General features: G+C 72.8%; 15 protein-coding genes and 1 pseudogene. 7 read left to right on the forward strand and 9 right to left on the reverse strand.

The genetic code is table 11. From position 1 onward, the window contains the following. The first annotated feature begins 22 nt into the window (after positions 1–22). On the forward strand, positions 23–754 hold the full coding sequence (locus tag QCZ28_RS32895) for an FCD domain-containing protein (RefSeq protein ID WP_279520272.1): 732 nt from the start codon (positions 23–25) through the stop codon (positions 752–754). A gap of 91 nt (positions 755–845) precedes the next feature. Here the strand turns inward: QCZ28_RS32895 and QCZ28_RS32900 are convergent, their stop codons facing one another. From QCZ28_RS32900 to QCZ28_RS32915, 4 genes and pseudogenes are all read right to left on the reverse strand, one after another. Beyond that, a complete protein-coding gene (locus tag QCZ28_RS32900; protein ID WP_279520273.1) occupies positions 846–1,172 on the reverse strand; it encodes a hypothetical protein in 327 nt (108 codons plus the stop codon). Between the two features lie 44 nt (positions 1,173–1,216). Further along, positions 1,217–1,510: pseudogene (locus QCZ28_RS32905) on the reverse strand (flavin reductase family protein); the annotation flags it as partial. Next, positions 1,507–2,592 (reverse strand): LLM class flavin-dependent oxidoreductase, encoded by a 1,086-nt coding sequence (locus QCZ28_RS32910; protein WP_279520274.1) that lies wholly within the window; start codon positions 2,590–2,592, stop codon positions 1,507–1,509. The gene QCZ28_RS32910 and the pseudogene QCZ28_RS32905, both read right to left, overlap by 4 nt. Continuing rightward, positions 2,589–2,924: a hypothetical protein gene (locus QCZ28_RS32915; protein ID WP_279520275.1), complete on the reverse strand. Its 336-nt coding sequence runs from the start codon at positions 2,922–2,924 to the stop codon at positions 2,589–2,591. The genes QCZ28_RS32910 and QCZ28_RS32915 overlap by 4 nt, the downstream gene beginning before the upstream one ends. Before the next feature lie 461 nt (positions 2,925–3,385). Here QCZ28_RS32915 and QCZ28_RS32920 point away from each other — a divergent pair, with 461 nt between their 5' ends. Next, positions 3,386–3,565 (forward strand): DUF4236 domain-containing protein, encoded by a 180-nt coding sequence (locus QCZ28_RS32920; protein WP_279520276.1) that lies wholly within the window; start codon positions 3,386–3,388, stop codon positions 3,563–3,565. 124 nt (positions 3,566–3,689) lie between these two features. Next, a complete protein-coding gene (locus QCZ28_RS32925) occupies positions 3,690–4,211 on the forward strand; it encodes a potassium channel family protein (RefSeq protein ID WP_279520277.1) in 522 nt (173 codons plus the stop codon). Here QCZ28_RS32925 and QCZ28_RS32930 read toward each other — a convergent pair. Both QCZ28_RS32930 and QCZ28_RS32935 read right to left on the reverse strand, forming a co-directional pair. Continuing rightward, entirely contained in the window at positions 4,177–5,085 is a 909-nt protein-coding gene (locus QCZ28_RS32930; RefSeq protein ID WP_279520278.1) for a hypothetical protein, read from the reverse strand. The two genes, QCZ28_RS32925 and QCZ28_RS32930, sit on opposite strands and share 35 nt — an antisense overlap. Positions 5,086–5,109: 24 nt before the next feature. Then, on the reverse strand, positions 5,110–5,631 hold the full coding sequence (locus QCZ28_RS32935) for a VOC family protein (RefSeq protein ID WP_279520279.1): 522 nt from the start codon (positions 5,629–5,631) through the stop codon (positions 5,110–5,112). 49 nt (positions 5,632–5,680) lie between these two features. Between QCZ28_RS32935 and QCZ28_RS32940 the strand changes: the two genes are divergently transcribed. Both QCZ28_RS32940 and QCZ28_RS32945 read left to right on the forward strand, forming a co-directional pair. After that, the gene (locus tag QCZ28_RS32940; protein ID WP_279520283.1) at positions 5,681–6,142 is read left to right on the forward strand and encodes a MarR family transcriptional regulator; all 462 of its coding nucleotides are present in this window, start codon (positions 5,681–5,683) and stop codon (positions 6,140–6,142) included. 57 nt (positions 6,143–6,199) lie between these two features. After that, on the forward strand, positions 6,200–7,828 hold the full coding sequence (locus QCZ28_RS32945; protein ID WP_279520280.1) for a tetratricopeptide repeat protein: 1,629 nt from the start codon (positions 6,200–6,202) through the stop codon (positions 7,826–7,828). Positions 7,829–8,148: 320 nt separating this feature from the next. Here the strand turns inward: QCZ28_RS32945 and QCZ28_RS32950 are convergent, their stop codons facing one another. Together QCZ28_RS32950 and QCZ28_RS32955 are read right to left on the reverse strand one after the other, a co-directional pair. Further along, a complete protein-coding gene (locus tag QCZ28_RS32950) occupies positions 8,149–9,528 on the reverse strand; it encodes an ATP-binding protein (RefSeq protein ID WP_279520284.1) in 1,380 nt (459 codons plus the stop codon). Between the two features lie 44 nt (positions 9,529–9,572). Next, a complete protein-coding gene (locus tag QCZ28_RS32955) occupies positions 9,573–10,229 on the reverse strand; it encodes a response regulator transcription factor (RefSeq protein WP_030333589.1) in 657 nt (218 codons plus the stop codon). A 95-nt stretch (positions 10,230–10,324) separates the two neighbouring features. Here QCZ28_RS32955 and QCZ28_RS32960 point away from each other — a divergent pair, with 95 nt between their 5' ends. Further along, positions 10,325–11,452, forward strand: coding sequence for a sigma-E factor regulatory protein RseB domain-containing protein (locus QCZ28_RS32960; protein WP_279520281.1), 1,128 nt, complete (start codon positions 10,325–10,327; stop codon positions 11,450–11,452). Between the two features lie 61 nt (positions 11,453–11,513). On the opposite strand, the gene QCZ28_RS32965 is transcribed toward QCZ28_RS32960, so the two are convergent. Continuing rightward, entirely contained in the window at positions 11,514–12,140 is a 627-nt protein-coding gene (locus tag QCZ28_RS32965; RefSeq protein ID WP_279520282.1) for an SGNH/GDSL hydrolase family protein, read from the reverse strand. Between the two features lie 222 nt (positions 12,141–12,362). On the opposite strand from QCZ28_RS32965, the gene QCZ28_RS32970 reads away from it, so the two are divergent. Continuing rightward, complete coding sequence (locus QCZ28_RS32970; RefSeq protein ID WP_279520285.1) at positions 12,363–14,600, forward strand: ATP-binding domain-containing protein; 2,238 nt, start codon at positions 12,363–12,365, stop codon at positions 14,598–14,600. Positions 14,601–14,624 lie beyond the last annotated feature (24 nt).

Raw genomic sequence — 14,624 nt, forward strand, 5'->3', positions numbered from 1 at the left:
GTGAACGAAGGGCAAGTGGCAGATGACGACCATTGACGCATCCCCGCTACGCGGTGCGGAGCGCCCCGGTCCCCGCCGGCAGGAGGTGGGGGCCAAGATCAAGGAGTACATCCTGCGCAACCGCCTCAAGCCGGGGGACATCCTGCCCACCGAGGCGGAGCTGTGCGAGGCGGTGGGCGCGAGCCGCTCCAGCGTCCGCGAGGCCGTCAAGATCCTCTCCGCCCTCGACATCGTCGAGGTGCGGCACGGGCACGGCACCTTCGTCGGCCGCATGTCCCTCGCCGCCCTCGTGGAGGGCCTGACCTTCCGCGGCCTGCTCAGCGGCGAGGAGGACCATCACGTGCTGGGGCAGGTCGTCGACGTCCGGCAGACCCTCGAACAGGGGCTCGCGGCCCAGGTCATCGCCGCCCTCGACAGCGAGCACCAGGCCGCCCTCTCCGCGCTCGCCGACGAGATGGAGAGCCTGGCCGCCCAGGGCATGGACTTCCTCGACGTCAACCGGGCCTTCCACGTGAAGCTGCTGGAACCCCTCGGCAACGACCTGATCCTCCAACTGACCGAGGCGTTCTGGCAGGTGCAGGCCATCGTCGCCCCCACCCTGCGCACCGAGCAGGAGGACCGGTTGATCACCGCCCAGCGGCACCGGGCGATCGTGCAGGCGGTTGCCGCCGGGGACGTGGCGCGTTTGCAGGCAGCCATCGCCGAGCACTACGCGCCCATCCGGGCCAGCATCGCCCGCATCGTGCGGGCCTGATTCGACAGCACGACCGCCCATCGATCTCGCGCCATTGGACCGACCCACCGAGTCGAGGCCCTGACCCGCGAACCACCCGCCGTTTTTCCGCTCAGTCGTCGAGGGTGCGGATGACCTCCCCGGTGTCCAGCCGTGGCAGGCGTTCCCGGGGGGCCGCCGGGCCGGAGTGCCCGAGGTTGAGCAGCAGCAACACCTCGTGCCGACCGTCGGGGAAGAACTCCCGCTGCACGCCAGCGACGTCGAAGCCCGCCATCGGTCCGGCGGCGAGCCCCGCCGCGCGGACACCGACGATCAGGTAACCGATCTGCAGGGTGGCGTTGAACCGGGCCTGCTCCACCCGGGCCGCCCGGTCCGCCAGCCAGTCCCGGGCCTGGGGGCGGTGCGGGTACAGCTCGGGCAGCCGCCGGTGGAACTCCACGTCGGCGGCGAGGATCGCGGTCAGCGGGGCGTGGGCCGTCGCGGCAGGTGCACGGCGACGTGCTCGGCGCGGGCCACCACCGGCCAACTCGACGACGCCGTTCCGAGGCAGAACGAGACGAGCGGCGGGTCCAGCGACACCGACGTGAACGAGGTGGCGGTGAACCCCGCCCGGATCGGCGCGCCGATCCCACCCAGGCAGGCCGGGTCGGTGCCGCGGGCGACGGCGGTGACCACCGTGACGCTGGTGGCCTGCCGGCGCAGCAGCGCGCGGAACAGGTCCCCGTTGACCGGTCGCAGCTCGACGGTGCCCGCCGAGGGTCGCTCCACGGTGGTCACGCCGACACCAGGGCGGACGCGGCGTACGCGCTGGCCGGTCGGGGCAGCCCGTAGTGCTCGCGCAGCGTCCGACCGGTGTACTCGGTGCGGAACAGCCCTCGGGAGCGCAGCACCGGCACCACGTGGTCGACGAAGTCGGCGAGCCCGCCGGGCAGGTGCGGCGGCATGATGTTGAACCCGTCGGCGGCGCCCCGGGTGAACCACAGCTCGATCTGGTCGGCAATCTGCTCCGGCGTGCCGGCGACGACCCGGTGACCCCGACCGCCACCAAGCCGGCCGATGAGCTGCCGCACGGTGAGCTTCTCCCGGCGCGCCAGGTCGGTGACGAGCTGGTAGCGGCTCTGGTGGGCCTGCACGGTGCCGGAGTCCGGCAGCTCCGGCAGCGGCCCGTCCAGCGGCAGGCCGGTCAGGTCGATGCCGAGCATCCCGGAGAGCTGCGCGAGGGCGTACTCGGGGACGATCAGCTCCTCCAGCTCGGCGGCGAGAGCCCGCGCCTCGGCCTCGGTGCCGCCGATCACCGGCGCGATGCCGGGCAGGATCTTCACCAGGTCCGGGTCCCGGCCGTCGGCGGTGACCTGCCGGCGCAGCTCGGCGTAGAAGCGCTGCCCGTCGGCGAGGGTCTGCTGGGCGGTGAAGACCGCCTCGGCGTAGCGGGCGGCGAAGGCGATGCCGTCCGGCGACGACCCGGCCTGCACCAGCAGCGGCCGGCCCTGCGGCGGGCGGGGAATGTTGAGCGGGCCACGGACCTGGAACTCCGTCCCCCGGTGGTCCACCTCGTGCACCCGGTCGGTGTCGGCGAACACCCCGGCCGTGGTGTCGAAGACCAGCGCGTCGTCCTCCCAGCTGTCCCAGAGCTTGATCGCCACGTCGACGAACTCGGCGGCCCGCCGGTACCGGTCGGCGTGCGCGGGGTGGCTGTCCCGGTTGAAGTTGACCGCCTCCCGCTCCTGGGCGGAGGTGACGATGTTCCAGCCGGCCCGGCCGCCGCTGAGATGATCCAGCGAGGCGAACTTGCGGGCGGTGTGGAACGGCTCGTTGTAGGTGGTGGAGACCGTGGCGATGAGACCGATGTGTTCGGTCACCGCGCGGTGATCGGGGCGTTGGCGGCGGCGAGCTTGACGATGGCGCCGTTGAACGCGCCGCCGAAGTCGCTCTGCCCGGTGGCGGTGGCCTGGATGTCCTGCGGACCACCGGTGACGTTGCCGATCCAGGTGAGCGTGACGTCACCGAGGTAGCCGAGGTCGGCGGCGAGTTCGGGGAGGGTGACCTGACCGACGGAGCCCTGGTAGCGCAGTTCGCTGACCTGGTCGCCGCCGGCTGTGGCGGCACCGCCGCATCCGGCTGTGGCGGCGAGCACGACCAGCGCGGCAGCGCTGGCGAGGGTACGCCGAACGGCATGACGGGGTGGGGACATGAGGAGTCTCCTGATCTGTCCACGATGGGAGTGGGGACGCCCGGATGAGGGTGTACGGGCACGCACGCTGCTCCGCGTTGAGCGGGCGGGCGGTGGGAGTGCGGCGCTGGAGCCGGGCCGGATGAACCGGTCAGCTCAACAGAGCGCGCTCGCGTGCCGGACCAGGTCGATGTGCACACGAGCGGTGAGGAGAAGCTCATCCCGCTGCGACATGACCCCATGCTGCCGGGCACCGGATCGAGCGGTCAACGGCCTTCCAGAAGATGAGACTTCTATCGCCACCGATGTTACGGGGCCCTTCTAGCAGCGTTTACCGCCCCGCAACACCTATCTGATTGATAGGGGTATCAGCGTCGGATGGGCACCGTCCAGGACGGACAGCGAGCGGGTTTCAAAAGTTGCCGGTTCGGGAATGTTCGATCTCGACACGGCAGGGAAACGGTGACGAGGGGAGCGCTCCGATGGGCCTCATGTTTCGCAAGCGCAAGAAGTACGGTCCGATCATCCTGAACTTCACCGAGAACGGCTTCTCCTCGTGGAGCATCAAGATCGGTCGCTGGTCCTGGAACTCCAGGGCGCGCGCACACCGCGTCGACCTGCCGGGTCCGCTGTCCTGGAAGCAGGACAAGGCCCGGTCGTAAACGTCCCGGGAGTCGAGCGGGGTGCCGGTGATTCACCGGCACCCCGCTCGGCGTGTCGGGCCCGCGTACGGCCGGAATGGGCATTCCCCGGATGCCGGCGGTATGGCGGGCGCAGAATCGCCGCATGGGCGAGGAGGGTTCCTGGCGGCGGGAACAGCGGCGTGGCCTGGCGACCAGCGCGCTGCTGCTGCTCGGCTACTTCCTGGTTCCGCTAGAGCAGGACCCGAACGCGCTCCGGATGGTGCTCCGTTCGGCCGGCACGCTGCTCGTGGTGAGCGTCGTGGCAGCGCTGGTCACCGGCCAGGTCCGCCGGCAACTCGCCGCCGGACCGCCGCGCGGCGACGCCGAGGCCCGCTCGTTGATCCGGCTGGCGGTAGCCCTGGTCGCCGGAGTGATCGCCTTCGCCCTCGCCGACTACGTGGTGGCGAGCAACCGCACGGGCGAGTTCGTCGGCCTGCACAGCAGGATCGACGCACTCTACTTCGCGCTTGCCACCCTGACCACCATCGGCTACGGCGACGTGCACGCGCAGGGGCAGATCGCCCGGGTCGTGGTCTGCGCGCAGATGGTCTTCAGCATCGGCGTGATCGCCACCGGGGCGTCCATCGTGGTCAAGCAGTTGACGGCTCGTCGGGGACGGGGATGATCGACACGTCGCCGCCGAGCCGGCCGTGCTCCGGCTCGCGGACCACGGCGCCGGAGCGCAGCAGCGTGGTCAACGTCCGCACGGTGTCCTTCGCTCGGTAGACGGTCGCGGTGAGGGTGTGCCGGCGCAGGTCGGTGACCGACCGTGGCCCGCCCCGGCGCAACTCGGCCAGCAGTTCGTGGGCCAGCGGCGCGAGATCGGGGTCGCCGGCCACGTCGACCGTCTCCCCCGCCGGGTCGGCCGGGTTACGGTAGCGCACGCCGAGGTTTACGCCGACCGTCCAGAGCGCGTCGCGTACCGCCTCCAGGCTGCGGTCCGAGCGACTGCCGAACGCGAGGACGCCGCCCGTCGGGTCGTCGGCGAGTACCGGCGCCACCTCGGCTACGAGCGGAAAGCCCACCGCGACGAGCGCGTCGCGGGCACTGCTGCCCGCGTGCAGCAGCACCTCGCCGGTTCGGCCGTTGGCGGCGGCCGTGAGCAGGGGCGGGCTCACCGCACCGGGCACGTGCAGAAAGCAGAAGAGCGGCGACCCGGCCGCGCCGGCCGCCTTCACCGCGACGGGCAGCCGGTCCGGCGCGCCGGGCAGCAGGTGCACGGTGACCTCGGCGGGCAGGTCCGCCTCGATCGGGCCGAGCCGGGCCGGCAGGTCGGTGGCGCCATCCGCGAGCACCAGCACGGTCACCTGCCGGCCCCGCACCTGGGCGGCGTGGCCGGCGACCACCCGCAGCGCCGCCTCCGCACCACCGGCGTCGCCGCCAGCCCAGGCGAGGGCGACGGTGGCCCGCCGGGAGCGGTGCAGGGCCGCGGGCAGCCAGGTCGTCAACTGGCGGACCAGCAGCTCGCGGAGGAAATCAGTGGTCCGGTCGGTCGGCATCGGTCCGTTCTACCGTACGGGTGGTCAGGCCGGGACGGAGATCCCCACCCCGCCCCGGGTCTGCCCGCCGTAGCGCTGCCGCTCGGCGTCCAGGTCGAGCCGGCCGATCTGCTTGCGGGCAGCCAGCGCGGCGTCGTCGAGCAGGTCGGCCGGGATCAGCCAGACCACCTCGAACTCCAGACCGTCGGGGTCCCTGCCGTAGAGGCTCTTGGTCGTGCCGTGGTCGGAGGTGCCAACCAGCGCGCCGGCCGCGACGAGCCGCTCGGCGGTGGCGGCCAGCTCGTCGAGCGTGTCCACCTCCCAGGCGAGGTGGTAGAGGCCGACGGTGGACCGACCGGCTGTCGACCGCCCGGCGCCCGCGCCGACCTCGAAGAGGCCGAGGTCGTGGTCGTTGGTGGAGTCGGGGGCCTGGAGGAAGGTGGCGCCCCGGAAGCCGTCCGGGGTCATCGCCACCGGGCGGAAGCCCAGCACGTCGCGGTAGAACGCGACGCTGCGGGCGAGGTCACTGACGTAGAGGACCGCGTGGTTGAGCCGATGAATACCCATGACCCGAGGCTAGCGCGATTTAGTTGAACATTCAACCATCAGGGGTATGATGGCGGTCATGACCCGCTGGCTGGACCCCGACGAGCAACGCACCTGGCGCGCGTACCTGACCGCTTCGCGGGCGCTGATGGACACTCTCGACCGCGAGCTGCAACGCGACGCGGGCATGCCGCACGCGTACTACGAGATCCTGGTCCAGCTCTCCGAGGCCCCCGGTCGCCAACTGCGGATGAGCCAGCTGGCCCAGGCCGCGGGGTCCTCCCGCAGCCGGCTCTCACACGCCGTCGCCCGGCTGGAGGCCGCCGGCTGGGTGCGCCGCGAGGACTGCCCCACCGACCGGCGCGGGCAGATCGCGCTGCTCACCGACGAGGGTTTCGCCACTCTCGCGGCCGCCGCGCCCGGCCACGTCGAAGGGGTACGCCGACACCTGTTCGACGCGTTGAGCCCCGCCCAGGTCGACCAGCTGCGCCGAATCAGCGAGACACTGGCCGAGCACCTGACCGGATCCTGACCAATCGACACCGGCGCGGGTCTTGTACTTACCGTCGTCGGATGAGCACGATGGGGCGTGTCTTCCGGCTTCGGTGAACTGACTGATCAGGCGCACCACCTCGTGTCCTCCGGCGATCTGGCCGGCGCACAGCAGCTGCTCTCCGACGCGCTCACCGACGCCGACCCCCGCCCGGCCAACGCCACCCCCGAGCTGGCCGAGGCGGCCAGCCTCCAGGCGCGGGTGCTGATCGCCCTCGGTGAGCCGCACTCGGCGCGGGGGTGGGCCGCCTTCGCGTACGCGGCCACCACCCGCCTGCACGGTCGCGCCGACCCGCGGACGGTGGCCGCGGCGGCCACCCTGGCCGCGGTGCTGCACCGGGTCGGCAGTCACTCCCGGGCGGCGCGGCTCTACCAGGAAGTCATCATCGAGCTGACCGCGCAGGACGGCCCGGAGTCGCTGCGGGTGCTCGCCGCGCACGCCGACCTGGCCACCGTGGAGTACGCGCGAGGCCAGTGCACGGTGGCCCGCGACCGCCTCCAGGACGCCTGGGAGCTGCACCGCGAGGTGTACGGCGACGGGCACCCCAGCGGCATCAAGATGCTGGCGCGGCTCGGGGCGATGCAGCGCGACTGTGGGCAGTTCGCCGAGGCGCACGACAACCTGGCGCTCGCCCGTGAGTTGTGCCGGCAGCACCTGCCCGCGGACGACCCGCTGGCCACCCAGGTGGCGGCGCTGGCCCGGGCGGCGGCGAATCCCGATCACGTCTGCGCCGACAACCCACCCACGGCCCGCGACACGCCTGTCGTACCGGCCGCCCGCGTTGCACCGCACGACGACGGGCCGACCGACTCGGGCCACCACCCGTCGGCAGCCGCGCCCCACCACGCCGGGGCGGTTCCGAACCCCCGGCTGCCCTCCGACGAGGCGGTCGGGTCGACGGGCGGCAGGTGGCCGACCGAACCGGTGGACGCGCCCCCGCCCCACCCCGCCGACCCTCCGGTGCCCCCGTCGGTGGTCGGGCTGGCCGGCGGCGCGCAGGAGCAGCCCGGGGTGTACCGGCTGCACCGTCCCGCCGACTCGTTCCCCTCGCCCGACTCGTACCCGCCGCCCGACCGGCACGCGACGCCCGACTCGTCATCGCGGTCGGAGCCGTACGCACCGGTTGAGCCGTACACGCCGTCGCGGCTGCTGCCGGTGCCCGTGCACCGCGCGCCGCCGGAGCAGCGCAACCGGCTGGTGCCGGTGCTGGTGGCAGGCGTGGTCGTGGTGCTCCTCGGTGCGGCAGCGGTGATCGCCGGGGTGGCTCGGGTCGACGGCGACGACGAGCCGACCCCGCCGCCGGCCAGCGCCTCCCCCACCGCCGGCGGGCCGGCCAGCACCGCGCCCGCCCCGGGCGGTTCGGCACCCACGTCGGCTGCCGCCGCGGCGTCGCCCGGCACCCCACCCACCGCGGTGACCCTGCGCGACAACCGGGACAGCATCGCGCTGAACTGGACGTACCCGGCCGGCAGCGAGGGCCCGGTGGTCATCGCGGGCGGTCGTACCGGTCAGGCGCACAACATCTTCGCCACGTTGCCGGCGGGCACCACCAGCTTCGTCATCTACGCGCTCAACCGCACCAACGACTTCTGCTTCACTGTCGCTGTCGCCTGGTCCACCGACACCGTGGCCCGGTCCAAGCAGGTCTGCACCCGCCGCCGCTGACCCCCGAGCCACTGCCCTGCCCGCCACGCCCCTGCCCGCCACTGCACCGCCGGCTACGCCCCCGCAGACCTCACTCAGCGTGGGCTACCCGTTGACGAACCCGCCGTGACACGCCGTCACACCCGACGCCCCGCCCACAACTCCGGCCCAGGCTTTGCTCTGCTTACCTATACGCACCACCTCGGATGAGCAGCTGAAACGTCGCGACCGCCGCTGCAACACGCGTCGGCGACCATCACGTTGCGTGGCTGTCGCGTCCGCGGGTGCAGAGCAAAGGGGCATCAGTGGGCGGTTGGGGGGAGGCCGCCGTCACGGACCGTCTACCTTTGGCCGTCCTCGGCCGGCAACGCTGGCAGCAGCAGGCACACCCGTAGTCCTCGCTGGTCCGGCGCGTCGGTCAGTGTGATGCTGCCGCCCGCCCGTCGGACCAACTCCCGGACGATGGCCAGCCCCAGGCCGGCGCCCCCGTCGTCGCGGGCGCGTCCGTCGTCCAGCCGGGTGAACCGGTCGAAGACCCGCTCCCGGTCCGCCACCGGGATCCCCGGGCCGTCGTCGGTCACCGTCACCAGGTGGTACGCCCCGACGTCAGGCCCTGTCGCCTCGGCCGCGAGCACCACACTGCCGTCCGCGTGCCGTACCGCGTTGTCGACCAGGTTGGCCAGCACGCGACGCAACTCCTCGACGGTGCCGATCGTCCACAGCGGGCCCGCCGGCGGCGTCACCCGCACCGGAGGCGACGGGTAACGGGCGGCGACGTCCGTCAGCAACGCGCCCAGCTCCACCGGGCCGGTCCCCCGCGTCGGCGGCGTCTCGTCCAGGCGGGCCAGCAGCAGAAGGTCGTCCACCAGGCGACTCAGCCGGTCGGTGTCGGTGAGCAGGTTGGCGGTCACCGCCGTCCAGTCCGTCCGGTCGGCGAGGCGCTGGGCCACCTCCAGCTCCGTCCGGATGTTGGTCAACGGGCTGCGCAGCTCGTGTGCGGCGTCGGAGACGAAGGCCCGCTGCCGGACTCGGGCGGATTCCAGTCGGTCCAGCATGCCGTTGAGGGTGACCGCCAGGCGGTGGATCTCGTCGGCCGACGCCGGCACCGGCAGCCGGCCCGCACCGGCCCTCCCGGTGATCTCCTCGGCGCCTCGACGCAACTGCTCGACCGGGCGCAGGGTCGCGCCCACCACCCGCCACGCCACCCCGGCCAGCACGGCCACCAGCAGCGGAAACGCCACCAGCAGGATGACCCGGACCACGTGGATGCTGTGCCGCACGTCAGCCATCGAGCGGGCGACCAGCACGGTGAGCGGGTCAGCCGCGGTGCCGGCGGGTACGGCGACCACGCGGACCGGGCCGACCAGTCCGACCCGCTCGGCCGGCACCTCCAGCCGCTGTCGACCCGTCCGGTCCAGTCTCTCCGGGCGGACCATCGGCACCAGCCGGTCGGCGTCGATCGAGGCCGCCCTGATCCGCCCCTGCTCGTCGACGACCTGCACGCGGACCTGCCCGCCGGCCACCGGCAGTGGGTCGGGCAGCGCGTCCTCGGCGGCGAGCAGGGCAACGGCATCGGCGGTGCGGAACGCCTCGGTGTCGACGGTGCGCTGGAGCACGAAGCCGAGTGCGCCGAGCAGCACCACCCCGCCCAGTGCCAGCCCGATGGTGAGGCCGAACACGCCGATCGCCGTGAGCCGGCCCCGCAGCCCGAGGATCGGCATCCAGCCGGGCCGGGCCCGACCGGTGGGTGCCGGGCCGTCCGACGTCACGTGGCCAACCGGTAGCCGGCGCCCCGGACCGTCTCCAGCCGGTCCCGGCCGAGCTTGCGCCGCAGGTAGCCGACGTACACCTCGACGGCGTTCGGCGCGGTCTCCAGGCTCGCGTCCCAGACGTGGTCCAACAACTCGATCTTGGAGATCACCTGGCCCGGCCGGCGCATCAGGTAGTCCAGCAACGCGAACTCCCGCGCGGTCAGCGTCACCTCGGCGTCCGCCCGGGTCACCCGTCGCCGGGCCGGGTCCAGCCGCAGGTCGCCGACCGCCAGCACGGTCGGACGCTCCGGTGCGCCCCGGCGCAGCAACGCCCGCAGCCGGGCCAGCAGCACCACGTACGAGAAGGGCTTGGTCAGATAGTCGTCGGCGCCGCAGTCGAGGCCGTCGGCCTGGTCGTACTCGCCGTCCTTGGCGGAGAGCATCAGCACCGGCAACCAGTGCTCCTCCGCACGCAGCCGCCGGACCAGCTCGTACCCGGAGAGGCCGGGCAGCATCACGTCGAGGATCATGGCGTCGTACCCGCCGTGGCGGGCCGCGTCCAGGCCGGCCGGGCCGGTCCCCGCCACATCCACCGCGAACCCCTCGGCCTGCAGGCCGCGTTGCAGGGCAGCCGCCAACCGGGCCTCGTCCTCCACCACCAGCACACGCACCATTCAAGGGTGCCACCCGGGTCAATCCACCCCGTTCGGTGTCCTCAGCGCGTTCACAGCAGTGAGAGGGCAGGATGGGCGCAGGAGGTGCCACCATGTCCGTCCTGAGAAGCCGTCCCGTCCTGCGCTGGCTGGTCCCGGCCACCGCGGCCGTCGCCGTCATCGGCGGTGGCGCGGCGATCGGCACGTTCGCCGCCGAGGCCGAGCCGAGTCTGCCGCCCCGCACCGCCGCCCAGCTCCTCGTCGATCTGCAGACATCCCGGTTGGAGGGGTTGTCCGGGACCGTCGTGCAGCGCGCCGACCTCGGCCTGCCACCACTGGTCGGGCTGCTCCCCGGCAACGAGCTGACCACCATGCTGACCGGCACACACACCCTGCGGGTCTGGTACTCCGGGCCCGACAAGCAGCGGGTCGCGCTGCTGGACACCCTCGGCGAGCAGGACGTGATCCGCAACGGCCGGGACCTGTGGACCTGGCAGAGCCGCACCAACACCGCCACCCACCGCGCCCTGGGCGACAAGGCCGGGGCGTTCAAGCCCGCGCCGGAACCGGCAGCGAGCCTGCCGGCCACCCCGCAGCAGGCCGCCGACCTGGCGTTGGGCGCGATCGACCCGAGCACCGAGGTCAGTGTCGGCCGCTCGGCCACCGTCGCCGGCCGGGACTCGTACGAGCTGGTGCTCCAGCCGCGCGACCGGGACTCGCTGGTGCACCAGCTGCGGATCGCCATCGACGCCAAGCAGCACGTGCCGCTGCGCTTCGAGGTGCTCGCCAAGGGCAGTGACCAGCCGGCGTTCGAGGTGGCCTTCACCCAGGTCGACTACCGCCGCCCTGACGCCGACCAGTTCACCTTCAACCCGCCGCCCGGGGTGACGGTCACCGAGGAGAAGGCCGAACGGCCGACGGGCAAGCCCGGCCACGTCAAGCCGGCCGCGGACCCGGGGGTCCGCGCGGTCGGCGACGGCTGGACCACCGTGCTGGTCGCCCGCCTGGACGGTGCGCTCGGCGGTGGGCCCGCCGCCGGGAAGCCCGCCGCTCCCCCGGCCGGCGCCGCACCCGACGTGGACGTGTCGAAGCTGCTCGGCGGACTGCCCGCCGTCAGCGGTGACTGGGGCAGCGGTCGGCTCTTCAGCACCAGGCTGTTCACCGTGCTGCTCACCGACGACGGTCGGGTGCTCGCCGGAGCGGTGACGCCGGAGCGGCTCTACCAGGCCGCCCGCAGCTGATCTCCGCAGCGTTCGCGCCGGGTCGACCTGACGGTCGGCCCGGCGCTTCGCTGTGCGGGAGTCAGCAGAGGCCGAGGGCGCTGAGGTACGCGTCGGCGAGGACCGCGTGGCCGGGCAGGTACGGGTGGACCCGGTCGTCGGCCCAGCGCGTCGCGGGACTCACCGCCAGCACCCGGTCGAACGCCGCCTGGTTGGGCACGTGCACCGCGTCGAACTCGGCGGCGAGCGCGGCCACGACCGCCGCGTACCGGTCGGTGTCGGCGCGTTGCGGGACGCTCCGGTCGGGCTCGATGAAGAACGGGTCACCGAGGATCAGCCCGCAGCCGGTGGCGTCGACCGCCCGACGCAGCAGGTCGCGCAGCGTGCGCTCGTACTCCTCGATGCCGACGGCCTCATCCGGCCGGTCACCGTAGTGCCGCCAGATGTCGTTGATCCCGATCAGCACCGCGAGCCAGTCGGGGCGCTCGGCGATGGCGTCGGCGTCCCAGCGGGCGGCCAGGTCCCGCACGGTGTCGCCGCTCACACCCCGGTTGACCCACTGCACCTCCAGCTCGGGGTGCCGGGCGTCGACCAGAGCGCGCACGAGACTCACGTATCCGCTGCCGTACGGCGCGGCGGTGTCGCGTCGACCACAATCGGTGATGCTGTCCCCGATGAAGACCACCCGTTGGCCGGTCCGCAGGATCATCCGCCGCCACCTCGCGATCACCGGCGCGCCGGACCGCCCGGCTTGGTGAGAACCGGCGGAACGCGCTATCTTCAACAGTTCGAAGGGCACAAAAAAGAACGGCTAAAAGCCGTTCCTGCAAAGGATTCTAATCTTTAGGGAGACGGCTTGTCAAGGCACTCCGGCGGTTCCGGCGAATTGCCGCTCGACGACGAGATCGGTCGCGAGCAGGAGTACGTCTCGATGCTCTACCACCGGCTGGACGAGCTGCGTGAGCAGGCCGCCCGCCGACTCACCGCCGAGCTGCACAACACCGGCGGAACCCTCCAGGACCGCTCGCAGCGTGACAGCTCGGTAGCGATGTACGCCGATCAGGTCGAACAGTTCTCCGCCGTGGAGAACGGGCTCTGCTTCGGCCGCCTCGACGGCGACGACGACTCCCGCCGCTACATCGGCCGGATCGGCATCTTCGACACCACCGGTGACTACGACCCGCTGCTGATGGACTGGCGCGCCCCCGCCGCTCGACCGTTCTACCTCGCCACCGCCGCCAACCCGCAGGGCGTACGCCGTCGCCGGCACCTGCGTACCCGCCAGCGCAAGGTGACCGGGCTCAACGACGAGGTGCTCGACATCGACAGCGCCTCCCCCGGCGCCCACGAGGAGCTGACCGGTGAGGCGTCGCTGCTCGCCGCGCTCAACGCCGGCCGCACCGGCCGGATGCGCGACATCGTCGAGACCATCCAGGCCGAACAGGACGAGATCATCCGCGCGGAACTCCCGGGCGTCATGGTGGTCCAGGGCGGCCCCGGCACCGGCAAGACCGCTGTCGCGCTGCACCGGGCGGCGTACCTGCTCTACACGCACCGCCGCGAACTCTCCAGCCGGGGCGTGCTGCTGGTCGGGCCGAACGCGACCTTCCTGCGGTACATCTCCCAGGTGCTGCCGACACTGGCCGAGACCGGTGTGTTGCTGCGTACCCAGGGTGATCTCTTTCCCGGGGTGAGCGCCCAACGGTCCGAGCCGGCCAAGACCGCGGCGCTCAAGGGCCGGGCGGTGCTGGCCGAGGTGTTGGCGCTGGCCGTGCGGGACCGGCAGTGGGTGCCCGACGAGCCACTGGAGATCGAGGTCGAGCGGGAGACGCTGACCCTCGACCCGGAGATCGTGCGCGCCGCCCGCGACCGGGTCCGCCGCACCGACCGACCGCACAACCTGGCCCGCGCGCTGTTCGACGTGGAGATCGTGCACGCGCTCGCCGAGCAGGTGGCCGAACGGATCGGCGCCGACCCGCTCGGCGGGGACAACCTCCTCGACGAGGCGGACCGGGCCGAGATCCGGCGGGAACTGCGCGAGGAGCCGGAGATCCGGGCCGCCCTCGACCAGCTGTGGCCGGTGCTCACACCGCAGCGGCTGCTCGCCGACCTGTACGCCGACCCGGACCGGATCGCCGCCGCCGCGCCGATGCTCACCGCCGACGAACGGGCGCTGCTGCGGCGCGAGCGCGGTGGCTGGACCCCCGCCGACGTTCCGCTGCTCGACGAGGCCGCCGAACTGCTCGGCGAGGACGAACGTGCCGCCGCCGCCCGGCGGGACCGCATCCGGATGATGGAACGGGAGTACGCCGAGGGCGTGCTCGAGATCGCCAGGGGTTCCCGCTCGATCGACGTCGAGGACGAGGCCGAGGGCGGTGAGATCCTCGGCGTCACCGACCTGATCGACGCGGACCGGCTGTTGGAACGGCAGGAGGAGACCGACCGGCTGACCACCGCGCAGCGGGCCGCCGCCGACCGCACCTGGGCGTTCGGCCACGTGATCGTGGACGAGGCGCAGGAGTTGTCGCCGATGGCCTGGCGACTGCTGATGCGCCGCTGCCCGAGCCGGTCGATGACGATCGTCGGGGACGTCGCCCAGACCGGCGCGCTCAGCGGCACACCGTCCTGGGCGGACGCGCTCGCCCCGTACGTCGAGCAGCGGTGGCGGCTCACCGAGTTGACCGTCAGCTACCGCACCCCCGCCGAGATCATGGCGGTGGCCGCCGACGTACTGGCCGAGATCGACCCGGCGCTGCGGCCGCCTCGCTCGGTGCGGGAGAGCGGCGTACCCCCGTGGGACCGGACGGTGCCCGACGGGCGGTTGGCTGCGGAGCTGGTGGCCGAGGTGACCCGGGAGGCCGCCGGGCTGACCGAGGGTCGGCTCGGGGTGCTGGTGCCGGCCGGCCGGGTGGGCGAGTTGGGCGCGGCGGTGAACGCGGCCCTGCCGGAGGCCGCCGTCGGCGAGCATCCGGAGCTGGAGAGCCGGGTGGTGGTGCTGACCGTCGCGCAGGCCAAGGGGTTGGAGTTCGACTCGGTGCTGGTGGTCGACCCGGACCGGATGGTGGCCGAGTCCCCGCGCGGGCGCAGCGACCTGTACGTAGCCCTGACCCGCGCCACCCAACGCCTGGGAGTCCTCCGCCCAACCCCCACCCCCACCCCCGCCCTCTGAGTCGATCATGAGGTTGGCGTGGAC

It is taken from the genome of Micromonospora sp. DH14 (assembly GCF_029809455.1).
Taxonomy (GTDB): Bacteria; Actinomycetota; Actinomycetes; order Mycobacteriales; family Micromonosporaceae; genus Micromonospora; species Micromonospora parva.